The following is a 23352-nucleotide window of genomic DNA, read 5'->3' as shown; positions in this document are numbered from 1 at the left end:
ATGTTGACTCCCCTCCGGACTCGTCCATCGTCTGCTGGCACGCTAGGCCGCGCCGCGCGAATCACGGCGCTCGGAGCGGTCGTACTGGAACACGGCCGCGAACTGCTGGCCAATGCAGCGAGTCTGACCGACGCCGTGGACCGGTTCAAGGCGGGCGACGGCCGGGTCGACATCGGCACGTTTCAGCGCGTCTCCAACGTGATCCTGCCGGCTCTCGTACGCCGATTGCGAGCCGAGCATCCCGGCTGCGACATCAGGCTGTCCGAGGAGGAACCAGACCAGCTGCAGATCGGTGACCTCGACCTGCTGTTCTACGACGGCCGGGCCGACGGCGATGTCGAACACGTCAAGCTGCTAGATGATCCGTACCTCCTGGTGGCCACCGCCGGGCCGTTGCCCGACGGCCCGGTCCATCTCAAGCAACTAGACGACGCACCGATGGTGGCCTGAACGCTGATCTGCGACCAGCCTCAGATGGAGCAGGCGCTCAGCCATGCCGGCTCCCGGCCACGGATCGTGTTTCGTAGCGCGATCAACGACACCCTTCTGTCGATGGTGCGAGCCGGCCTCGGCTCAGCGTTCCTGCCGTGGCTCGCCATCCGTGCGATCGACATTGCCCGCCACGTCGCAGCCGAGGTTCACTGGGCCATGTCGACAAAGCGGCTGTAGTGGCCCTGAAAGGCCACCGTGATGGTTGCGGTGGGGCCATTGCGGTGTTTGGCGACGATGAAGTCCGCCTCGCCGGCCCGCGGTGACTCCTTCTCATAGGCGTCCTCGCGGTGCAACAGGACCACCATGTCCGCATCTTGCTCAAGGCTGTTGTGCAAAGTTATGCCGTTCGCGACAAAATTGTGCGTCCCCAGCACAGTCGCATCGAACACATCTTGCTCCCCGAGCGACTCGATGGACACAACTCTGTCCCAGAAGATGTCATTCGTTGCGTACATCTCCAGCTCTGCGTCATCAAGCACGGCGGCGACGCGGCCCAGTCGTTCCCGGCTCACTCCGTGCCTCCACAGTGTGCTGCCGCAAAGCCTTATGTCGATCTCCTTGACGAACTGTCGATGAGGCATGCCCCGCTCAGCCAAGAGGGACCGCACCCGTTGCCAAACCTCACGGGGAACGGTGTCTACGTTCGTGTTCGAGGTGCCTCTCTCGAGAATCGCCACGAGCCGATCACACGTACGTCCACGCTCTCCGTGGCAGCCGATCTCGCGCAGGAATCGCAGCTGTTCGTCACGGCCCGACACGTAGAGCACGTGCTGAGGGCGGTAAGAACCCTTGGTTTGTGGCTTCGCCAGCCGCGTCGAAATGCCGCACCGTAATAGCAGCCTGGACACACCCTCGACCAGTTCACGGCTCGTCGAAGAGTAATAGATCTGGCCCGATCGACCGTTCTTGGTTACCGTTACGGAGCCGTCCGTGGCCCATAGATGCCGCAGAAAGAGCTTGACTTGGCGCTTGGGAAGGCTGAAGACGCCGTCCGGAATGAATTTCTCGTGGGATCTCAGGCCGAACAGCTCGAGCTCATCAAGCCACTTCGCAATTGGATTCCGCCGGCCATGAGTCAACCTGTACGGTGCCGGGAGCCGCAGTGTCGTCACACGCGCGGCAGGGTAGTCGTCGCGGACAGCGGAGATGCCGAAGTACTTCGCGGATTCGGTCACCACACGCAGATTCTCCTCGTCTACCGAGGCGTAGCGGATCGGCTGACGACGCACGAACGAACCGTCGCCGATCAGATGCCCCAGCATGATGACTTCTGGGTCGGCCCAGGGAACCGTGACGAGCGGGGCTGGAACATGGCGGGGCACAGCCACCCGGCTCCCTGCTCTTAGTTGGCCCAGCGGCTTCCAGCCCTCGTACGTCAGGAACGGATGGTTGGCGGTGGCATCAACTTCTTTGCCGGAAGCCAGCCGCACCCGGAACGTTTCCTTCCGGCCGCTCGGAAATGCGTGCGTCATCGTGCGCGGGACATACCGCAGGCTGTCGTCGAGACTCCATACCGGAATATCACGAGCGCCGGTGGCCACAAGCTGGCCGATGGTGACTTCTGCCCCCGTATCGGCCCGCAAAATCCTGGTGGATGCTGGCACGCACCCGGACTCGCGAAGGTCAGAGAGCATTGGCTTCTTGTCAGTCCGCTGTTCCGGCCCACGGTTCAGCTGGCAGATGGCGATGACCGGGACTTCGATCTCCTTGGCCAGAAGCTTGAGGGAACGGGAGAACTCCGAGACTTCCTGCTGCCGGCTTTCTACCTTCTTGCCACTGGTCATCAGCTGCAAATAGTCCACAATGACGACGCGCAGGTCGTGGCGTTGCTTGAGCCGCCGGCACTTGGCCCGGATCTCCATCATGGTCATATTGGGAGAATCGTCGATGAACAACGGGGCGCTCGACACTTCACCCGTGCTGCGGGCGATGCGGTTCCAGTCGTCGTCGGTCATCTGCCCGGAACGCATGTGATGCAACGGGACCTTGGCTTCAGCCGACAGCAGACGCATCGTGATCTCGTTGCGGCTCATCTCCAGAGAAAAGATGACCGATGTGAGCTGATGCTTGATGGAGGCCGCTCGAGCAATATCCAGTCCCAGCGTCGATTTCCCGACGGCCGGCCGGGCGGCCAGGATGATCATCTGGCCCGGGTGCAAGCCGTTGGTCAACGAGTCGAGGTCGGCGAAGCCGGTGGGCACTCCCACCATTTCACCTGCCCGGGATCCAATCGCCTCGATCTCGTCGAGCGCACCCTCCATGATCTCGCCCAGTGGGAGGTAGTCTTCCGAGGCGCGGCGCTCGGTAACCGCGTACACCTCGGCTTGGGCACGGTCGACGATGTCGTCGGCTTCGCCGTCACCGCCGTAGCCCATCTGTGTGATCCGGGTGCCGGCCTCCACCAGGCGACGCAGGATGGCCCGCTCACGCACGATGTTCGCGTAGTACCCCGCGTTCGCGGCGGAGGGCACCGAGGAGACGAGGGTGTGCAGATACGGTGCGCCACCGATGCGACCGAGGTCACCCTGCTTCTGCAGAACAGCTGCGACGGTGACCGCGTCCGCGGGCTCGCCACGCCCGTAAAGGTCGAGGACGGCCTCGTAGATCAGTTCGTGAGCCGGACGGTAGAAATCGTGGCCGCGCAGCACCTCGACGACGTCAGCGATCGCATCCTTGGACAGCATCATGCCGCCCAGCACCGACTGTTCGGCGGCGACGTCCTGGGGCGGAGTCAGGCCGTAGCCGCTCGCCGGTGCGTCGTCCCGGTTCGGCAGCTCAGCGACGCTCACCCGATCTCCTCCACCCACGACTCTTCATACACACGTTCTAGCATTCACCACTGACACGTCTGGTCGCCCAGGCAGCCGCGAAGCACTGGTAGCCAGCAGTCCGCGACCCGCCCACCCCTGCCGACTGTCGTTGACGGTAGGGCCCGCAGGCACCGATCACAACTTCGCCACGCACAACGCTTGTACACCTCCTGTGGACGAACTTGGCGTCGTGCAGGTCGCTGGTGAAACGATCATCCCCAGGTGTGGATAACACTGGGGACAACGCTCTGCGCAGCCCAGCCTGCGTACGAGGAATACGGCCATGAACAGGGCTAACAATCATCCACCGGATGTGGATAGAAACTTTGGCAAGGGGATTCTCATGATCCGAGACGTTCCGTGGCCGCGTCAGTACCAACACCTATAGTCGCTGCTGCCATGTCTCCTCGCCCCGCGGCGTTACGCCGGCATCCTGCCGACCGCGAGATCTTGCGCCTCGCGCTCCCGGCGTTGGGCGCGCTGGTCGCCGAACCGCTCTTCCTGATCGCTGATTCCGCTATCGTCGGCCGGCTCGGCACGCCGGAGCTGGCCGGCCTGGGAGTCGCGGCCGCGGTGCTGTCCACATTGGTGAACGTCTCGATCTTCCTGGCCTACGGGACCACGGCCGCGGTCGCGCGCATGCTGGGTGCCAACAATCTGGCCGGCGCCTTGCGCTCGGGCATCGACGGCTGCTGGCTGGCCATCCTCATCGGGCTCGGCACGCTGGCGGTCGGGTGGCCACTCACCCCGTGGATCGTCGCCCGGTTCGGGCCCGCTGCCGACGTGGCCGAGCACGCGCAGACCTACTTGCAGATCAGTCTTCTCGGCATTCCGCCGATGCTCCTGGTCCTCGCCGCCACCGGCGTGCTGCGCGGACTGCAGGACACGCGCACGCCGTTGTATGTCGCGGCGGGCGGCGCCATCAGCAACGTCTTCCTCAACGTCGTGCTCGTTCATGGACTCGGCCTCGGCATTGCCGGCTCGGCCATCGGGACCGTCGTCGCACAGACAGCGATGGCCACCGCCTTCATCACCGTCGTCGCCCGTGCCGCCCGTCGCCATGAGGTGTCGCTGTGGCCACACTGGCCTGGTGTCGGCCGGTCCTTCGGTGCCGGAGTTCCCCTGATAGTCCGCACCGCGGCGATGCGCGTCGCGCTGATCATCACCACCGTCGTCGCCACCGATCTCGGCACCGCCGAGCTCGCGGCGCACCAGGTCGCGTTCACCACCTGGACGCTGCTGGCGCTGATCCTCGACGCCGTGGCCATCGCTGCCCAGGCACTGGTCGGCAAGGCTCTGGGGTCCGGCGACGCCCAGGCGGCCCGCTCGATCACCCGCAGGATGATCCAATGGGGGGTGTTGAGCGGCCTCGCTCTGACCGCCGTCGTTCTCGCCGTGGGATCGGTCTACGCTCGCATATTCACCGAGGATCCAGAGGTCCGCACTATCCTGATCACCGCTCTCGTCGTGGCGGCGGCGCTACAGCCACTCGCCGGATGGGTCTTCGTCCTGGACGGCGTGCTCATCGGTGCCGGCGACGGACGGTACCTGGCGTGGGCCTCCGTCGTCTCTGTGATCATCTTTCTGCCTGCGGCCTTCGCCGTCATGCTCCTGAATCTCTCCGGGACCAGCGGCATCGCCGCCCTCTGGGGCGCCATCGGCCTGTGGACCCTGGCCAGACTGATCACCCTCGAAGTCCGGCATCGGCGCGGCACCTGGGCCGTCACCGGCGCGATCCGTTGACTCCGTCTCGCGGATCGCCGGTGTCACGCGCATGTCGTGAGGCACCGGCAGGTGTTCGCCTGGGAAGATGTCGCCCGACGAGGTTGCTGAAAGCACCGACCGCGTCGTCATGTCAGATTCAGGCTGATCGGGGCAGCGAACGTGATCGACATCCTCACTTTTCCCGTCATCGTGGGCTTCAGCCTCCTGGTGGCGTTCGTCATCGGCCTGGCCGCCCAACGCCTCCTCGGCATCCGCCTCGGCCTGCTTCGCCTGCTGGCCACAGGGGTCTTCGCCGTCGCTGTCGGCCCGTTGATCATGCTGGCGATGCTGCGCCCGTTCGGGCTGCCCGCCGGTGAGTCCGAGGACCTCGCCCACGCCGACGGCGTCTACTTCTGGTTCGCCCTGCTGGCGATCGTCTGCACCGTCCTCGCCTCCATGGTCTTCATCGTGGTCGTCGAGGCGTTCGCGCCCCTCGGGTCCATTCCACCCGCGCTGGTCTGGGGCCGCGGCCTTCGCGGCCGGTTCAAACGCGGACGCCGATACTGGCAGATCATCGGCATCTCTGTCCGGCACGGACTGGCACCCTACATCCGGGGAGGACGAGACCGCGCGCTCGCCGTACCCAGTGGGCGAGCCCAGTTCGGCCGGTCACTCGCGGCCACGCTGAACCAGGGTGGCGTCACGTTCGTCAAGATGGGCCAGATCCTGGCCACTCGCAAAGACCTGCTGCCGGCCGAGGTCACCGCGGAGTTGGCACGTCTTCAAGACGACGCCGCGCCCGTGCCGTGGCAGGACGTGGAGGCGGTGCTCCGCGCCGAACTGGGTGCCCCGATCAGCGAGGTCTTCGCCGAGATCGATCCCGTGCCGCTCGCGGCCGCATCAGTCGGCCAAGTCCACGTCGCCCGCCTGCACACCGGCGACGACGTCGTCGTCAAGGTGCAGCGTCCGGGCATCCGGCCCGTCGTCGAGCGGGATCTGGACATCGCGGCGCGGCTGGCCGCGCGACTCGAGGGCGGCACCAGGTGGGCGCGTGGCATGGGGCTGTCGGCCCTGGCCGTCGGCCTGGCGGAAGCCATCAGGGAGGAACTGGACTACCGGGTAGAGGCGGACAACATCGCGGCGGTAGCCCACGCCCATCCACCTGGGTCACCGGTCCGGCTGCCCCGGGTTCACCAGCAGCTGTGCACCGAGCGGGTGCTCGTCATGGAGCGCCTGCACGGGCGCGCCTTGCGCGATGCCGGCGACATCATCGCCCGCCTCGAGCTGGACCGTGCCCAGATAGCCCGCTCACTTCTCGGCGTGCTGTTCCACCAGATCATCACCTCTGGCGTGTTCCACGCCGACCCGCACGGCGGCAACATCCTCATTCTCGACGACGGCCAGATCGGGCTGCTCGACTTCGGCTCGGTAGGCCGCTTGGACGGCGCGCTCCGCGAGGCGTTGCAGCGACTCCTGCTCGGCATCGACCAGGGCGACCCACTGGCGGTGAGCGACGCCCTACTCGAGCTCGTTCCGCGCCCCGACGAGATAGATCAGCAGCGCCTCGAGCGTGATCTCGGCCGGTTCATGGCCCGCCACGTCCTCGGCGGCAACGTGGTGGGCGTCCGGATGTTCGGCGACCTGTTCCGCATCGTCGCCGACCACGGTCTGGCCATTCCGCCGGAGGTGGCGGCAGTCTTCCGCACGCTCGGCACCGCAGAAGGCACGCTCACCGCCCTTGCGCCCGACTTCAACCTCATCACCGAGACCCGCGCCCTCGCTGGCGGCTATATGGCGGAACAACTCGGCCCGGAGCAGATCAAGCAATCGGTGACGGACGAGCTGGCCGCGTTGCTTCCCGTCCTCCGCCGGCTGCCGAGGCGGGTGGAGCGCATCGCCAGCGCCGCGGAGAACGGCCGGCTCAACATGAACGTGCGGCTGCTCGCCGACGAGCGGGACCGGGCGGTCATCACCGACCTGCTCCACGAAGTGCTGGTGGCCTTTCTTGCGGCGACCACCGGAATCATCGCGGTCCTGCTGCTCGGCATCGAGGGAGGGCCGACGGTTACCGACACCGTCGGCCTCTATCAGCTGATCGGCTACCACCTGCTTGCCATCAGCGCGATCCTTGGGCTTCGGGTTCTGGTCAAGGTCTTTCGCCGGTCGTGACGGCCTGCGGAGGCGAAAGCGGCTCGTCGTCCTTCCCGCATGCCGTGCATTGACCGCGGCGCCGGACGTAGTAGGCATACGTGGCGACGGCGAGCGCTACGCCCCACAGCGGCCAGAGCAATGCCGGTCCGATGGCGGCCCATTCCGTCCAGTTCAGCCGTATCGCACCGTCGCTGAGGCCAGCCTTGACCAGCCCGATCCCACCGGACGTGACAATGACGGCGACGAACGCCGCGGGGACGACGGCCAGCTTGACGGGCACCCGCCGGCCCCTCAGCCCGAGCATCCAGGCCGGGAAGACCTCACCCCACCGCTGCACAAGGCCAAGGGTGAGGACGCCACCTACCAGACCGAAGGTCCCCAGCCAGGCACCAGCCCACAGGTCACCGCTGGCCATGCCGTCCTCGTGAAGGCTCTCGTCGATGCCCATGGGGATGCCGGCGACCCACACCCAGCGCGTCAACGCGTAGAGGGCCGGGACAGCCACGGCGACGCCCACCGCCGAGCGACCCCAGCGTCGGGCAGACGTCCTGGTCATCCATCCCGGCGTACCGGCGCCGCGGCCGCAGTGCTCACAGGCTCCGGCGGTGCGGCGGGCGAACACGACCGTCGTCGCCGCCCAGAGGAAGCCGCCCACGAGCACGGCGGCATGGTTGAGAATCACTCCGTCGATGGCGTCCGCGAAGGAGTCCCTGAGCTCAGCGTCGAACGGTGCCACGGCGATTGCCATCGGCAGGTAGCCGACGAGCGCGAGGACCCTCGTGTCGGGGACGAGCAACAGCCAGGCGAATGCTGTCGCCGCACCGAACCCGAGTGCCGCGTACCGTCCCGTCGCCGGGACGTGCCGTACGCGTGCCATGAGCAGCCCCACGCCGGCGCCAGCGAGCGCCACAGCGGCGAACAGGGGCGCTCCCGTGTCGGCAGGAAGGCCCTGCAGCAAGGACATCGCCGCTTCGGGATCGTTCTCACCGAGTGGGAAGCCCCGCCCGGACATCGTCCATGCGAGTGCGACGGCACCGTAGGCGAGAGACCAGGCCGCTGCCAGGTACGGGAGCCGCCGCGGCCACCTGGAGGGGTGGGCCGGCTGTCGTGCGTGGATCGTCGTCGTCGCAAGCTGCGTCATGTGTCCACCATGCGCCCGGCCCATTGCCCGCCGGATCCCCTGCGACGGTGACTCGCCTCCCCCACACGAGTGAACCTCTTGCCAAATGATCATGTAAACCATGTTTTCTCGTGCTTCACCATGGCTGCAGGCATGGTGAAGCACGAGAAGACATGGTTTACATGATCATTTGGGAGGGCTAGCCGGGCTGACGAAGCCGGACTCGTAGGCGGCGATCACGGCCTGCGTGCGGTCGCGCACGCCGAGCTTGGCCAGGACATTGCCCACGTGCGTCTTCACCGTCTCGACGCCCAGGTACAGCTGACCGGCGATTTCGGGGTTGGACAGCCCCGCGGCCATCATCCGCAGAACCTCCGCCTCACGCTCGGTCAGACCCGCGTCGGCCAGCCGGCCGGGCGCGTCGCTGCCCGCACCTTCGGCGTACGCGGCGGCGAGACGCCTGATGGCTTCCGGGAAGAGCAACGATTCGCCCCGAGCGACCGTGCGTACGGCCTGCACAATCTGTTCGGGAGGCGTACGTTTCAACATGAAGCCGTGAGCGCCGGCTCGGAGCGCGTCATACACGTAGTCGTCGTTCTCGAACGTCGTGACGACGAGGATCCTGGGCGGATCGTCCCGGGACAACAACGTCCGAGTGGCCTGGATGCCGTCCACGGCCGGCATCCGTACGTCCATCACGACGACGTCCGGGCGCAGCTGTGACACCAGCGGCATGACCTCCGCGCCGTCGGACGCCTCCCCGACCACACTCAGGTCGGGCTGGGCATCGATGATCACTCGGAGCCCGGCGCGCACCAGCGGTTCGTCGTCGACGAGGAGAACCGACACCTGCGCCGTCATCACGCACCCCGCTCGGTCGTCGCCGTTGGTAGCGACGCACGGACAACCCACAGGTCATCGCGGCGGCCGGCTTCCAGGCTTCCACGTAGCACCGCGACCCGTTCCCGCATCCCATCCAGGCCATGGCCGCCTCCGGACCGGCCGCGGCCGGTGCCGTCTCCAGCCTCGCTTGCCGCCACGCCTTCGGGTGGGACCGGATTGGCCAGTTCGACGAGGAGCCCATCAGTGCCGGCACTCACGCGCAACTCCACGCGTACCTGGCCGGCGTGGCGGAGCACGTTCGTCAGCCCTTCCTGCAGGATCCGATACGCCTCCCTGGAGGCAGCGCCGGGAATCCGCGCCGCATCGACGTCGACGACGGCGTCCACGACCAGGCCGGCGCGCCGGCTGTCGCCGATCAGCGCATCGATCTGCCGGAGATCGCGCTGGGGCGCGGCGGTGTTCCCGCTCTGTCCTGCGTCACTGGCAACGGTCCGGTCTATAGCCCGCTGCTCGTCGTCTTGCCGGAGAAGGCCGATCACGTGATCGAGGTCGGCCATCGCGGCGCGGCCAGCATCCTCGATAGCGGCCATCGCCTGGCGAGCGAACGCCGGGTCCGAGTCGAACGCCTGCCGGGCGGCCGCCGCTTGCAGAGTCGTAATGGTCAACGCGTGACCCACCGAATCGTGCAGCTCACGGGCGAGCCGATTGCGTTCGCTCAGCTTCCTGGAGGCGGCTTCGAGTTGCCGGATGCGCTCGGCCGACGACGGTCCCAGCAGCACCGGAGCCAGCCTCGAAAGTCCATATCCGATCCCCGCGACGAGGTAGACGACCCCCAGCAGCAGCACGACACCCACCACTGCCGACCAGACACCCGTCAGCTCGGAGAACGGCCACACGTTGGTGTCGGTGAGCCATCCGGACTCCGAACCGGTAACTCGGCCGATCGCCACGATGAACATCGGCACCGCGAACAGGAGCATCGCCATGACAGCGCCACCGCAGGTCAGGTGCACGACATACCAGGTCGCGGCACGCCATCGCGCTTCCCAGGGCGGCGCCTCCTCCGGCTCTGCCAGCGAAGCGTCCAGCAAGCCTCGGGCGGCGGCGATCTCCAAGCTCCGGATGGCCGGGAGGAACGGGGGAATGGTGCCGATCGCCACCGTGACCGCCACGAGGACGGAGACCGGCAGGACAGGCACAGCCGGATCCGCGAACATCTGCGCGAACCCGAAGGCCAGCAACAGGTACGGAATGAGAACGACGCCGCCGAGCAGCAGGAACACACCCCTGCGGGGGGTAGTCCTGCTGACCAGCGGCGTCAGAAGCCCACTGACGTTCACAGGTGCGATTCTCCCGCACTGTGAACGGATCCGATGTCAGGAGGCGACGATGTTCAACCGTACGTTCGCGGCGACCTCTGGGTGGAGCCGGACCGAGACGGTGTGCTCGCCGAGAGTCTTGATGGGGTTACCCACCTCGATACGGCGCTTGTCGACGGACGGTCCACCCGCGGCGCTGACCGCGGAGACGATGTCGCCCGGCGTGATGGCACCGAACAGCCGCCCGGTGTCGCCCGCCTTCGCGGAGAGCCGGACCGGCGACTTCTCCAGTTCGGCCTTCATGTTCCGCGCCGTGTCGAGATCGGCGATCTCGCGACTGGACCGAGCCCGCTGAATGTCGTCGATCTGACGCTGGCCGCCCTTGGTCCACGCGATGGCGTAGCCACGTGGGACCAGGTAGTTGCGGCCGTAGCCATCTTTCACCTCGACGACGTCACCAGCGGCACCGAGACCGCGGACCTCCTGAGTGAGGATGAGTTTCATGTCTTCTTACACCCTTTCCTCAGCGAGCCGTCGAAGTGTACGGCAGCAGTGCCACCTCGCGGGCATTCTTGATCGCGGTGGCAACGTTGCGCTGGTGTCGCGTGCAGTTGCCGGATACGCGGCGGGCACGGATCTTGCCGCGGTCGGAGATGTACTTCCGCAGCAGCGCCGTGTCCTTGTAGTCGACGTAGGTGACGTCATCCTTGCAGAAGGTGCATATCCGCTTCTTCTGCGGCTTGCGCACCGTGGGATTGGCCATCGTGGTGCTCCTCCTCTGAAGAGCCCGGTCACCTCGCAAGGGCGGACCGGAATGGTTGATGAATGGATGGTGGTTGAGAGTGCCCTAGAACGGCGGTTCTTCCGGAGCGGACGCTCCGCCGCCGGCCCACGGGTCGTTGGACGCGGGCTGTCCGGCCGGAGCAGGCGCCCCGCCGCCGGACTGGGTGGCCCAGGGGTCGTTCCCGCCCTGAGGGGCTCCCCCACCGCCGAAGCCGCCGCCCTGACGCTGAGTCCGGGTGACCTTCGCGGTGGCGTAGCGCAGGCTGGGGCCGATCTCGTCGACGTCGAGCTCAATCACCGTGCGCTTCTCGCCCTCACGGGTGTCGAAGGAACGCTGCCTGAGCCGTCCGGAGACGATGACCCGCATTCCCCGCTGCAGGGACTCCGCGGCGTTCTCGGCCACCTGGCGCCAGACGGAGCAGCGCATGAACAGAGTCTCGCCGTCCTCCCACGCGCTGGTCTGCCGGTTGAACGTACGCGGCGTCGACGCGACGGTGAAGTTCGCTACCGCCGCCCCGCTCGGGGTGAACCGGAGTTCCGGGTCATCGGTCAGATTGCCGACGATGGTGATGACGGTCTCGCCTGCCATAAATACTCCCTCAGCTCGGGAATGCCGTGCGGTCTACCCGACGCCTACTGCGCCTCGGGCCGGACCACCTTGGTCCGCAGCACCGATTCGGAGAGTCCGAGCTGGCGGTCGAGTTCTGCCACCGTGTCGGGCTCGCAGGTCACGTCGAGCACCGCGTAGATGCCCTCGCTCTTCTTGTCGATCTCGTAGGCGAGCTTACGGCGGCCCCAGATGTCGACTTTCTCGACCGAGCCACCGGACTCGCGCACAACCCCGAGGTACTGCTCGAGGGTGGGGGCAACGGTGCGCTCCTCGGACTCTGGGTCCAGGATCACCATGACCTCATAATGACGCATGCCGGGTCACCTCCTGTGGTCTTCACGGCCGCGGTCTCTCCGCGGCAGGAGGGCTATCACGTCAGCAGCCTGGAACACATACGGCTGTTCCGCATGTCAACCGGGCCGCGTGCAAGCGTACCAGCGGATTGAGGGATTGCCGACTCGTTCGTCCACAGGAGTCTGACACCGATCTTGTCAGCCGGACGCGATAGCGTCGTTCCATGGTCGAGCTTCGCATCGGTGCCCACGTCGGACAGGACGATCCAGTGGCTGGCGCGCAGAGTCGCGCGGCCAACGCCGCCCAGTTCTTCCTCGGTGACCCACAGGGCTGGAAGACTCCCACGGTCTCGTACGGGGGCGGCGCGGAAGCCCTGCGCAAGGCCGCCGCCGCGGCGGATGTCCAGCTCTTCGTGCACGCGCCGTACGTGCTGAACGTCGCCACCACCAACAACCGCATCCGCATCCCGAGCCGGAAGCTCCTGCAGCAGCAGGTGGACCTGGCGGCGGAGGTAGGCGCCAGCGCTCTGGTCATCCACGGTGGCCACGTGAGCAAGGGTGACGATCCCGACGCCGGCGTGGAGAACTGGCGCAAATGCGCGCAGCGGCTCGACCCGAAGGTGCCGGTGCTCATCGAGAACACCGCGGGCGGAGACCTCGCCATGGCCCGCACGCTCGAGCGGCTGGCGCGTGTCTGGGACGCCGTCGCGGAGTTCGGGCTCGGATTCTGCCTGGACACCTGTCATGCGTTCGCTGCCGGGATCGATCTTGCCACCGTCGTGGACGACGTCATGGCCATCACCGGCCGGATCGACCTGGTGCATGCCAATGACAGCCGCGACCCGTTCGGCTCCGGAGCTGATCGGCACGCCAACATCGGCGACGGGACCATCGGGCTCGATCCGATCGCCGAGGTCATCCGGCGCGCCGGCGCGCCGGTGATCTTGGAGACGCCCGGGGCCAAGACCGGAGAGGCCGACGACCTCGCTGTGCTGCGGGACAGGCTCAGCGGCGGGTAGCCTGAACGCCCGTGACACACAGTCCCGCTCTCTCCGTCCGGCCGATCTCCCGCGAGGAGCACCTGGCCGCGATCGCCGCACGCCCGTCGGTCAGTGCCTTGCAGACCCCTGCCTGGGGTCAGGTCAAGAAGGATTGGAGGGCGGAATCAATCGGGTGGTTCGACCACGACGCACTCGTCGGCGTCGGGCTCGTGCTCTATCGGCAGGCACCGAAGATCCGTCGATATCTCGCATACCTGCCCGAGGGACCTGCCATCGACTGGGAATCGGCCGCCAAGGCCGGTGATCTCGCCAGATGGATCGATCCGCTGGTCAGCCACGTCAAGTCCCAGGGTGCCTTCGGCTTGCGGCTCGGTCCGCTGGTGGTCACCCGGATCTGGGAGAACGCGACTCTGAAAGCAGCCCTCGCGGACGAGGGCGTCACCCGCTTGCGCGACGTCCCGGCGGACGAGACCACTGAGACCGGGCGCTCGATCGCCCGTCAGCTCGAAGCCGCCGGCTGGCGGCCGCCTCCGGAGAGCGAAGGTTTCGCGGCCGGTCAGCCCCAACACGTCTTCCAGCTTCCCCTGCACGGTCGTAGTCCCGATGACGTTCTCCGCGGTTTCAACCAGCTGTGGCGGCGGAACATCAAGAAGGCCGACAAGGCCGGTGTCTCCGTGACTCACGGGACCGCAGCGGACCTGCCGGCGTTCCATGCGCTCTACGCGGAGACAGCGGAGCGGGACGGGTTCACCCCGCGGCCGCTGGGGTACTTCGAGGGCATGTGGGAGGCCATGACGGCGGAGGCGCCCGAGCGGATCCGGCTGTATCTCGCGCACCACGAGGACCACCTCGTCGCCGCCACCACCATGCTGCGAGTCGGTGTCCATGCCTGGTACTCATACGGCGCCTCGTCCACCAGCAAGCGTGAGGTCCGTGGCTCCAATGCCGTGCAGTGGCAGATGATCAAGGACGCCATCGCTGACGGTTGCGAAATCTACGACCTCCGCGGCATCACCGACACGCTGGACGAGTCCGACCCGCATGCCGGACTGATCCGCTTCAAGCTCGGCACCGGCGGGCACGCCGTGGAGTATCTGGGCGAGTGGGACCTGCCCATCTCCCGAATCCTTTACGGCGCGTTCGACCTCTACCTGAAGCGCCGGAGCTGACCCGCGATGTCTCTGCACCTGTATGTCGATTCCGGGCGCTGGCGTTCGCACCTTCGCCGGTTCATGGAACCCGCCGGCACCACGATCGTTCCGGTCACTAAGGGCAACGGGTACGGCTTCGGCAACGCCACACTCGCCGCTGAGGCGGCGGCTCTTGGAGCGGGCACTCTGGCGGTCGGCACGTATGAGGAAATCTCGGACGTACAGAAGGAGTTCCCCGGCGATCTGCTGGTCCTGTCACCATGGCGGCCGTGGCACGAGTTCGCCGTGGACGACGAGCGCGTCGTCCACACCATCTCCCGGGTCACCGACCTGCACACTCTGATCGAGCGGGGCGGAGGCCGTCCTCGGGTCGTCATCGAGGTGCTGACCAGCATGCGGCGCCATGGCATCGACCCCGCGCACCTCACGGCCGTGGCTGACGCCCTGCAGCACGTCAGCTTCGAAGGTTTCGCTCTGCACCTGCCCCTGGTCGGCGACCACCTCGCTGAAGCAGATCGCTTGAGCCGGCAGGCGTTCGACACCGTGCCCGCTTCTCCCCGGACACTCTGGGTCAGTCACCTGTCAGCAGCGGCCGCGGGTTCCCTGGCGAAACATCACGACGCCGAGATCCGGCTGCGGGTGGGATCCGCCCTGTGGCTGGGCGAGCGTGGTGCCCTGCGCGCGCGGGGCACGGTGCTGGACGTTCACCCCGTACGCCGCGGAGACCGCGTCGGGTATCGGCAGCGACGGGCACGCCGCCCAGGCTCGCTGGTGATCGTCTCCGGGGGTACCGCACACGGCGTCGCTCTTGAGGCGCCGTCGCCGGTCACCGGAACGCGGCAACGGGCCGTAGCGGTGGCCAAGGGTGGACTGGAGGCCGCCGGCCAGGTGCTTTCCCCGTTCCAGTTCGCGGGACGGCAACGCTGGTTCGCCGAGCCGCCACACATGCAGTGCTCGATGATCTGGCTGCCGGACGACATCACGCCGCCCGCGCCCGGCGACGAACTCGACCTGGACGTCCGATTCACCACCACGACGTTCGATCACATCAGCTGGGCGTGACGCCCAGCCGCGGAGACGGGAGGGCGTGACCGGGATTCGACCCAGGTCAGGAAGCGGGTAGAAGGCCTGCGTGAGCCAGCGTGTTCCGCGCCTGCTCGGCCAGGCCATTGCGCACGACGAGGTCGTAACGCGATGCGACGAGTCGTCGAGCGGATGCGAACCCGCGCTCCGCATCGCTCAAGCCGTGTGCGGCCAGCCCGAACGCTGCCCCCCACGTCGCGCCGATGAGCGCGCCGGCGGCGGCCATGCCCAGCCAGGCGAAGCCAGGCGCGAACAGGCCCATGAGCAGTCCAATCAGGACGCCCAGAACAATGCCGTTCAGCGCGCTGTTTCCAAGAGAGCGGCGCCTTGTCATCCGCGCGGTGACTCGCTCGAGAAGGCGTACATCGGAACCGACGATGTCGATGTTCTCGATCGGGAATCCATCGTTCGAGAGACTTGTGACCGCTGCTTGCGCGTCGTCGTATGTCTCATATGTCGCTACCGTGTTCCAGGCTGCTTTGATGGGGTCGTAGTCAGGCAGGTCCGCGGGTGTCATGGGATTCTCCTCTCCGAGGACACTGACCATCTTGGCGTCACATCGTTAACCGCAGCTGTGCACTCCCTGTGAATTCCCTAAGATCTCGGCCTTCAATCTCGATTCACAGAATTCTGATGCTCCAAAAGGCCGTGAGCATTGTGGCCGACCTGTTTCGAGCGCATGAATTCACAGGTGGCAAAACACTCTGGACGGCTCTACGGCCCTCAGCCTGCCCATCGGCCGGTGAGGAAGGTGGCAGCCCACACCACCATCAGCGGCACTGAGACAGCCAGGTAAAGCCAGAGCACGTACCGGCGGCGGGCCGCGACGACAGCCAAAGCGATCCACAGCGGCCACCACAGCAGCATCGCCCGCGGAACCGAGAAGAACCAGTAGGACGTAGCGAAGGCGGCCACTTGCAGCCCCACCCAGGTGGCTTCGCCCCAACGCCTCCACCAGAGCAGAGCCACCGTCAGCACCACGCCCAGCACTGTCGCCAGCAGCTCTACGCCGAACATCCAGGCGAAACCCGGTGTTTGAGTACCTCCGAAGGCCGCCCGCCAGGTGTTCACCCACGCATCCCACGGCCAGGTGAATTCACGGTTCCATTCCTGTGCCTGTGCGTCCAGCCAGGCCAGCCAGCTTCCGGTCACCTGCCGCAGGTAAGCCATCCAGGCAACGAGCGGCGCCAAGGGAAGGAACAACCATGCAAACCCTGACCAGGAGCGTTCCTCCCGGCGGGTGACGAGCCAGTGGACTCCCAAGGCGACGGCCAGGAAGATGCCGCTCACGCGCACCGTGCACGCCAGCGACGCCAGCACCCCGGCGGCAAGCCAGTGTCCGCGTCGCGCGGCCAGCCACGCCGGCAGGGCGCAGGCTAAGAACAGCGCCTCCGTGTACGGCGCGGCGAGGAAGACCGCAGGCGGCGCGCACACCCAGACCAGCACCGCGAGGCGGCCGACCTCACGGCCGCCTTCGATCGCCCCGAGCCGGCCCAGCGCCACCGCCGCTACCGCACCGGCGACCAGAGAGATCACCAGGCCCACGACCACATGCGAGACGCCCACCTGATGGCCGGCCCAGAGGAGAACCGGCAAGCCCGGGAAGAAGGCCTCGTTCGGCACGCCCGTGGGTTCGCCTCCGTAGCCGAACTCGGCGATGCCCCGGTAGTGGACGAAGTCCCATCGGATCCAGCGCTCCACCCATGGGATGACGTCCTGTCCGTGACTGACCAGCAGCCACCCCGCGGCGGCCGCCACGACCCACAGCGAGAGCCTGCTGAGGATCCAGATCGCCAGCGCGTCCAGGTCGAGATCGGTCATTGCTCGCCACGAGCGGACAGGCTGTGTGGGGGGCGGCCGGCGGGTCGGCACCGTCGCCGCTGCCGGGGCCTCGCGGTGGTCAGAGCCGTTCACGCTGGAATCGCGCCCTTCGCACCACGTGAGTGGTCATGACTCTCCATCTCGGCATAGGGCCGGACGGGGTCGTTCTCCGGCCGCAGAATGTCGCGGATCACCACGCCGCACAACCACAGCAGCGCTGCGACGCGCAGCAGTACCGACCAGGCGTAGACCTCGGAGGAGATCATCGGATGCTCGGGATCGAAGAAGCCAGCGAGGTAGAACCAGATGGAGATGAAGTAGGCGACCTCGGCTACCTGCCACACCAGCAGTTCCCTCCATCGGGGACGTGCCAGCACGGCAAGAGGAAGCAGCCACAGCGTGTACTGCGGCGACCATACCTTGTTGACCAGCAAGAACGCCGCCACCGCCAGGAACGCGAGCTGCGCAAGCCGCGGTGGCTCCGGTGCGACCATGGCCAGGACGACGATCAGGCCCAGCATGATCAGGCCCGCGCCGACCACCAGGCGGTCGATGTCGTCTCGCAGGAGATCCGGGGCGAGGATCCCGATCGCGTACCACGCCGACCCGAAGTCGGCGCCCCGCTCGGCGTTGAACCTGAAGAACGCGGCCCAGCCATCCCAGCTGAGCGCGGCGACCGGCGCGTTCAGCGCCACCCATGCGGCGGCCGTGCCGGCCGTCGTTCGTCCGAATCCGCGGAACGCGGTGCGGCGATCAGGAGCCCGCATGACGACGAGCAGCATCGCACCAAGGAGCAGCACGGGGTAGAGCTTCGCCGCGGCGCCGACTCCGATGAGCACGCCCGCCCACCCCGGCCGCTCCCGAGTCCACGCGAGGATCGCGACACTGGTGGCGGCCACAGCGAGCAGATCCCAGTTGATGGTGGCGCTGAGAAGCAGAACCGGCGACGCCGCGACGAGAAGGCCGTCCCATGGCCGCCTCGGCACGGTCCGGGCCGTTGCCACCACGGCCACGAGAGCGGATACCGCCATCAGCAAGGCGGTGATCTCGTAGAACCGCACCGATTCCGCCAGGGTGACGTTCTCCGCTTCGGACCCCAGGACCGATTGCACCGCCTGGGCGCCGTACGCCGAGATCTGCATGACGGCACCGGTCACCACGGGGTACTCAAGATCGGTGCGGTCCAGGTAGGCGACGGCTCCGTCGGCGAAGCCACGTTCTTGGTAGAGAAACGGCACGTCGCTGTAACACAGGGACGTCCACACCGTGCGATCGTCGCGAGTCTCCCACGACCGTTCGTGACACGGCTGCTTGCTGATGACTCCCAGGGCGAGAACCACACAAGCTACGGCGAGCGCGATCCGCAGCGGCGACCACCAGCCGCCGCCCGGCATCGCGTGCCTGCCGGCCGGCCCGCCGATCCATTCGCTGGCGGCAGCGGCGACCGGATCGTCCCGGCTGGGGAACGCTGTGGACGTCACCGGGCTATCGTGCCGCACTCACGCGCGGCGGGGTGATGCAGGCCCTAGTGCAGGGGACTAGCCCCAGTCGCCGCTCTCGTCGTCACCCTCATCGGTGCCGTCGTCAGTTCCGCTATCGGCGCCATCGTCCGTACCAGCATCCGTGCCGTCGTCGTCACCACTCTGGTTGCCGTTCTGGTTCCCGTTCTGGTTTCCACCCCATTCGTCGCCGTCGCCAGAGTCCGTCCCGTCCTCGTCGCCGTCGGTGTCACCGGTGTCGTCGTCACCACCGTCGTCTCCGGAGTTCTCGTTGCCGTTCTGGTTTCCGGACGGGTCTCCGTCGTCTGGCGGGCGAGGCGGGTCGGTCTCGTCCGGGGTCGGGGTGGGGGTCGGCGTCCGCGTCAGCGTGGGGGTGGGCGTCGGCGTCGGGTTCACCGGCTCACCGACCTCGGCCGGCTGCGGGAACTCGACGACGTCCTGGCCCTCCATGGCGGCCTTCATGAACGCCGTCCAGATCCGGGCGGGGTACGCCCCTCCCGGGAAGCTGCTCTGCCCGCCGACGCCCTTGAGCGACTTCGTGCCGGCTTCCTCTCCCTCGCCCCGGATGAAAGAGACAGCTGTGGCCAGCTGTGGTGTGAATCCCGCGTACCAGGCCGTCAGCTCCTCGTGCGTGCCCGTCTTACCCGCCGACGGCCGGTCGAGATCGCGCGCGGCCTTGCCGGTGCCGTTCTCTCCATCGACCACTTGCGTCATCGCGTAGGTGACATCGGCGACGATGTCGGCACTGAACACGGTCTTCGGGTCGGGCTCGGCCTCGTGCAGGATGTTGCCACCGCGGTCCGTGACCTTGCGGACCGTGTACCAGTCGGTCTGCCGGCCGCCGGCCGCGAGCGTCGCGTAGATCTCGGCCATCTCGACCGTGGAGACCTTACCGATTCCGAGCGTCACACGCGCGTTGGACTCCAGGTCTTGCGCGTTCTCCGGGACCCCGGCGCGGATCAGCGCGTCCACCACCTTCGACGGGCCGATCTGCATGGTCAAGTCCACGAACGCGGTGTTGACGGAGCGCTCGGTGGACTCCAGCAGATCCACGAACTCGCCGTAGTCGGCGTCGTTCTGGTTGTTCACCGGCGGGCCGAGCTCCGGCGGATCGAAGGGCGAGTTGCCGGCGTACCGGCTCTCCAGCGAGATACCGTCCTCCAGCGCGGCGGCCAGAGTGAACGGCTTGAACGCGGAACCCGCCTGCTGTTTGCCGTCCACAGCATCGTTGAAGGGCTGATCGACGGCGTCCTCCCCGCCGTACATCGCCACCACGGCACCGTCTCCCGGCCGCACGGCGGCCAGGCCTATCCGCACGCCGTCCGCGTCCTCGGTCGGTCGCTCCTCTTCGACGGCCTTGATGGCGGCCGCCTGCGCGTCCTTGTCGAAGGTCGTGACCACCCGCAGCCCCCCGGTCTTGATCTGCGCTTCGTCGACGCCCGCCGCGAGCAGTTCCCGCTCCACCTGCTTGAGCAGGTAGCCGTTGGGACCGCCGTACCTGTTGTTCCGGGCTTCCGGCAGCACTTCCGGCGGTTCCGCGGCGGCTGCCGTCGCGGCGTCCAGCACACCCATCGTGACCATGCCGTCCAGCACGTACCGGAAGCGAGCCTCGAATCGTTTGGTGTTCTCAGGTCCGAGGGTGGGGTCGTGCCGGTGCGGCGAGTTCAGGATGGCCGCCAGGGCGGCGCCCTCTTCCAAGGTCATGTCGCTGACCGGCTTGCCGAAGTAAGACCTCGACGCCGTCTGGACTCCGTAGACGTTGCGCCCGAGGAAGATCGTGTTGAGGTAGGACGCGAGGATGTCGTCCTTCTCGAGCTGCTGGTCGATCTTGATCGAGACGAACAGCTCACTGATCTTTCGCTTCCAGGTCTGATCCTGCACGAGGTAGTAGTTCTTCACGTACTGCTGGGTGATGGTGGAGCCACCGCCGTCGATGTTTCCGCCGGACGTGATGAAGTTCCGGCCGGCACGGGCGATACCCCGCACGTCGAATCCCGGGTTGCTGTAGAAGTTGCGGTCCTCCGCGGCCAGGACGGCGTCGCGCACATGCTGGGGGATCTGCGAGAGGTCGACGCTCTCCCGGTTCTCCGCGCTGAATCGCCCGAGCTCCGTCTCGCCGTCGCTCCAGTAGACGATGGTCGTCTCCGAGCGCGCGAAGTCGTTCGGTTCCGGGATGTCGGTCCTCGCGTAGACGATCCCGATGCCGAGAATGCCCGCGAAGGCGAACCCGAGGAAGTAGAGGAAGAACGCCTTGATGCCGAAGAACTTGCGCCAGCGGCGCTTGCCCTTCGCGGCCTTCTTACCGTGCGCCGCATAGCGACGACGCGAGCCGCCGCCGCGGCGGTTGGTGTGCTGTCCCTCGTCGGTCACTGCGTCCTACTGCCTCGCATGCTGTGGGGTGTCCCGGGCGCACCGTCGCGACCGCGGGCCATCGCTGAGCTTACGTCCTCGGCGCGATCCATGTAGATGGTGCGCTCCACACCTCGGACCGGACGACCCGGTGCGGATGGTCGAAGAGACTCCTCGCAGATCGCCCGCCGGTACAAGATACCGTCTCGGGAGGTGTATCCTCGATGTATCTGTTCGATACATCCACCCGTCACTATGTGAGGAGCGCCGTCCGTGGGCAAACGTGCGGAAGCGTTGGAGCTGGCCATTCTCGGTCTGCTTCATGATGCGCCAATGCACGGCTACGAGCTGCGTAAACGGGTGAATTCCCTGCTTGGATGGGGTCGGGCGTTCTCTTATGGGACGCTCTACCCGACGCTCAAGGAGATGGTCCGCAACGGTCACCTGACCGAGGATCAGCCACTCGAGCCAGCCGGAGCACGCGCGGGCCGCCGCGGGCGGATCGTGTACAAACTCACACCCGAAGGCAAGGAGCGCTTCAGTGAGCTCCTGCGGGAGGCCGGGCCGTCGTCGTGGGACGACGAGCAGTTCGGCGTCCATTTCGCCTTTTTCAGCCGGGCCGACGCCGAGACACGGATGCGCATCCTGACCGGCCGCCGGTCCCGCCTTCAGGAACGGCTTGAGCAGTTCCGTTCCGCGCTGTCACGTACCCGCGAGCGGCTCGACACGTACACGCTCGAGTTGCAACGTCATGGGCTGGAATCGGTCGAGCGTGAGGTCAAGTGGCTTGACGGGCTCATCAGTGCCGAGCAGCGCAGCAATTCGCCACAAGATGAACACCTGCGGGGCAGTGGGTCCCGCCTGGGCGCCGGCGGCACGCCGGTTGATCCCAGCAAGGAAGAAAGGAATCAGAGCTGATGAGCTCCCTTCGTGTAGCCATCGTCGGTGTGGGAAACTGCGCCGCTTCGCTCATTCAAGGCGTGCATTACTACCGTGACGCGGACCCGGGCCAGAAGGTGCCCGGTCTGATGCACGTGCAGTTCGGCGACTACCACGTCCGCGACGTCGAGTTCGTGGCGGCGTTCGACGTCGATGCCAAGAAGGTCGGCCAGGACCTTGCCGACGCCATCGTCGCGAGCGAGAACAACACCATCAAGATCTGTGACGTGCCGCCCACCGGGGTGACCGTCCAGCGTGGGCACACCCTCGATGGGCTCGGCAAGTATTACCGCGAGACGATCACCGAATCGGACGACGACCCCGCGGACGTCGTCGAGACGCTCAGGGCCACCGGAGCCGATGTCCTGGTGTGCTACCTGCCGGTCGGATCGGAGCAGGCCGCCAAGTTCTACGCCCAGTGCGCCATCGACGCGGGCGTCGCGTTCGTCAACGCCCTTCCCGTCTTCATCGCCGGCACGAAGGAGTGGGCCGACAAGTTCACCGCCGCGGGCGTGCCGATCGTGGGCGACGACATCAAGTCGCAGATCGGCGCCACCATCACCCACCGCGTGCTGGCCAAGCTGTTCGAGGACCGCGGTGTGACCGTGGACCGCACGTACCAGCTCAACGTCGGCGGCAACATGGACTTCAAGAACATGCTCGAGCGGGACCGCCTGGAGTCGAAGAAGGTCTCCAAGACGCAGTCCGTCACCTCGCAACTGGTGAATGGCCTGGATGCCCGCAATGTGCACATCGGGCCGTCCGACTATGTCGCGTGGCTGGACGACCGCAAGTGGGCGTTTATCCGGCTTGAGGGCCGCAACTTCGGTGACGCGCCGGTGAACCTGGAGTACAAGCTCGAGGTATGGGACTCGCCGAACTCGGCCGGCATCATCATCGACGCCATCCGTGCGGCCAAGATCGCCAAGGACCGTGGCGTCGGCGGACCCATCTTGTCGGCGTCGTCGTACTTCATGAAGTCGCCGCCGGAGCAGTACTCCGACAGCATCGCGCACGAGCTGGTGGAGAAGTTCATCGCCGGTGACATAGAGCGCTGAAGGAGCTGCAGTGCAGGTGGTCGCGCGAGCATGCGAGCAGCGCTCCGCACTTGTACCAGCTGTCAGGCCTGGACGCCAGTGATCATGTTCACTAGTTTTACTCTGCCGCATACGGCTACCGCATGGGGCAGAGAGGACTGGTGAACATGATCATGTGACGAGTGACCGGACGTCGGTGAGTCGGGCCCCGAACGGGGTGAGTCCGACCCAATGGCCTGCGTCACAACCCGGACATACGGCACTCTTTCGGCATCGAACATTCGGCCGACTCGACTACCATTCGATTGTCCGGCTTATCGGTCGTCTATTGACAGAACGGGTGCGGG

At 66.7% G+C, this 23352-nt stretch carries 19 protein-coding genes and 1 pseudogene; 8 read left to right on the top strand and 12 right to left on the bottom strand.

Translation table 11 applies throughout. From position 1 onward, the window contains the following. Positions 1-48: 48 nt before the first annotated feature. Positions 49-642: pseudogene (locus G1H11_RS09290) on the top strand (LysR family transcriptional regulator substrate-binding protein); the annotation flags it as partial. On the opposite strand, the gene G1H11_RS09285 reads toward G1H11_RS09290, so the two are convergent. Further along, positions 639-3281, bottom strand: coding sequence for a replicative DNA helicase (locus G1H11_RS09285; protein ID WP_343074838.1), 2643 nt, complete (start codon positions 3279-3281; stop codon positions 639-641). The pseudogene G1H11_RS09290 and the gene G1H11_RS09285 sit on opposite strands and share 4 nt — an antisense overlap. Positions 3282-3701: 420 nt before the next feature. Here G1H11_RS09285 and G1H11_RS09280 point away from each other — a divergent pair, with 420 nt between their 5' ends. Then, complete coding sequence (locus G1H11_RS09280; protein ID WP_163818274.1) at positions 3702-5045, top strand: MATE family efflux transporter; 1344 nt, start codon at positions 3702-3704, stop codon at positions 5043-5045. 141 nt (positions 5046-5186) lie between these two features. After that, positions 5187-7175: an ABC1 kinase family protein gene (locus tag G1H11_RS09275; protein ID WP_216843596.1), complete on the top strand. Its 1989-nt coding sequence runs from the start codon at positions 5187-5189 to the stop codon at positions 7173-7175. Here the strand turns inward: G1H11_RS09275 and G1H11_RS09270 are convergent. The 7 genes from G1H11_RS09270 to rpsF all read right to left on the bottom strand — a co-directional run bounded on the left by G1H11_RS09270 (position 7153) and on the right by rpsF (position 12146). Then, a complete protein-coding gene (locus tag G1H11_RS09270; protein WP_163818273.1) occupies positions 7153-8298 on the bottom strand; it encodes a hypothetical protein in 1146 nt (381 codons plus the stop codon). The genes G1H11_RS09275 and G1H11_RS09270 overlap by 23 nt on opposite strands. Positions 8299-8463: 165 nt before the next feature. After that, on the bottom strand, positions 8464-9138 hold the full coding sequence (locus tag G1H11_RS09265) for a response regulator (protein ID WP_163818272.1): 675 nt from the start codon (positions 9136-9138) through the stop codon (positions 8464-8466). Next, positions 9138-10460 (bottom strand): sensor histidine kinase, encoded by a 1323-nt coding sequence (locus tag G1H11_RS09260; protein WP_216843595.1) that lies wholly within the window; start codon positions 10458-10460, stop codon positions 9138-9140. The genes G1H11_RS09265 and G1H11_RS09260 overlap by 1 nt, the downstream gene beginning before the upstream one ends. A 36-nt stretch (positions 10461-10496) precedes the next feature. Then, positions 10497-10943 carry a 50S ribosomal protein L9 gene (gene rplI / locus G1H11_RS09255; RefSeq protein ID WP_163818271.1) on the bottom strand — a complete coding sequence of 149 codons (447 nt, stop codon included), beginning with the start codon at positions 10941-10943 and terminating at the stop codon, positions 10497-10499. Between the two features lie 19 nt (positions 10944-10962). Next, entirely contained in the window at positions 10963-11202 is a 240-nt protein-coding gene (gene rpsR / locus G1H11_RS09250) for a 30S ribosomal protein S18 (protein WP_163818270.1), read from the bottom strand. 84 nt (positions 11203-11286) lie between these two features. Then, positions 11287-11811 (bottom strand): single-stranded DNA-binding protein, encoded by a 525-nt coding sequence (locus tag G1H11_RS09245; RefSeq protein ID WP_163818269.1) that lies wholly within the window; start codon positions 11809-11811, stop codon positions 11287-11289. A gap of 44 nt (positions 11812-11855) precedes the next feature. Continuing rightward, positions 11856-12146 (bottom strand): 30S ribosomal protein S6, encoded by a 291-nt coding sequence (gene rpsF / locus G1H11_RS09240; RefSeq protein WP_163818268.1) that lies wholly within the window; start codon positions 12144-12146, stop codon positions 11856-11858. A 203-nt stretch (positions 12147-12349) separates the two neighbouring features. On the opposite strand from rpsF, the gene G1H11_RS09235 reads away from it, so the two are divergent. The 3 genes from G1H11_RS09235 to G1H11_RS09225 are packed head-to-tail and all read left to right on the top strand — an operon-like array spanning position 12350 to position 15339. Then, the gene (locus G1H11_RS09235; protein ID WP_163818267.1) at positions 12350-13144 is read left to right on the top strand and encodes a deoxyribonuclease IV; all 795 of its coding nucleotides are present in this window, start codon (positions 12350-12352) and stop codon (positions 13142-13144) included. 11 nt (positions 13145-13155) lie between these two features. Beyond that, the gene (locus G1H11_RS09230) at positions 13156-14295 is read left to right on the top strand and encodes a peptidoglycan bridge formation glycyltransferase FemA/FemB family protein (protein ID WP_163818266.1); all 1140 of its coding nucleotides are present in this window, start codon (positions 13156-13158) and stop codon (positions 14293-14295) included. A 6-nt stretch (positions 14296-14301) separates the two neighbouring features. Beyond that, on the top strand, positions 14302-15339 hold the full coding sequence (locus G1H11_RS09225) for an alanine racemase (protein ID WP_163818265.1): 1038 nt from the start codon (positions 14302-14304) through the stop codon (positions 15337-15339). A 46-nt stretch (positions 15340-15385) separates the two neighbouring features. Here the strand turns inward: G1H11_RS09225 and G1H11_RS09220 are convergent, their stop codons facing one another. The 4 genes from G1H11_RS09220 to G1H11_RS25700 all read right to left on the bottom strand — a co-directional run bounded on the left by G1H11_RS09220 (position 15386) and on the right by G1H11_RS25700 (position 21050). Further along, positions 15386-15877: a YflT domain-containing protein gene (locus G1H11_RS09220; protein WP_163818264.1), complete on the bottom strand. Its 492-nt coding sequence runs from the start codon at positions 15875-15877 to the stop codon at positions 15386-15388. A gap of 206 nt (positions 15878-16083) precedes the next feature. After that, positions 16084-17181, bottom strand: a complete 1098-nt coding sequence (locus G1H11_RS09215) for a mannosyltransferase family protein (protein WP_163818263.1) — start codon at positions 17179-17181, stop codon at positions 16084-16086. Between the two features lie 89 nt (positions 17182-17270). Continuing rightward, positions 17271-18662 carry a glycosyltransferase 87 family protein gene (locus G1H11_RS09210; RefSeq protein ID WP_163818262.1) on the bottom strand — a complete coding sequence of 464 codons (1392 nt, stop codon included), beginning with the start codon at positions 18660-18662 and terminating at the stop codon, positions 17271-17273. Between the two features lie 57 nt (positions 18663-18719). Then, on the bottom strand, positions 18720-21050 hold the full coding sequence (locus tag G1H11_RS25700; protein WP_163818261.1) for a transglycosylase domain-containing protein: 2331 nt from the start codon (positions 21048-21050) through the stop codon (positions 18720-18722). Positions 21051-21302: 252 nt separating this feature from the next. On the opposite strand from G1H11_RS25700, the gene G1H11_RS09200 reads away from it, so the two are divergent. Next, on the top strand, positions 21303-21947 hold the full coding sequence (locus tag G1H11_RS09200; protein ID WP_163818260.1) for a helix-turn-helix transcriptional regulator: 645 nt from the start codon (positions 21303-21305) through the stop codon (positions 21945-21947). After that, positions 21947-23026 (top strand): inositol-3-phosphate synthase, encoded by a 1080-nt coding sequence (locus G1H11_RS09195; RefSeq protein WP_163818259.1) that lies wholly within the window; start codon positions 21947-21949, stop codon positions 23024-23026. The genes G1H11_RS09200 and G1H11_RS09195 overlap by 1 nt, the downstream gene beginning before the upstream one ends. Positions 23027-23352: the final 326 nt, after the last annotated feature.

Source organism: Phytoactinopolyspora alkaliphila, from assembly GCF_010550695.1.
GTDB lineage: Bacteria > Actinomycetota > Actinomycetes > Jiangellales > Jiangellaceae > Phytoactinopolyspora > Phytoactinopolyspora alkaliphila.
The sequence above is the reverse complement of the archived record's forward strand: the minus strand, read 5'-3'. Positions and strand labels throughout refer to the sequence as shown.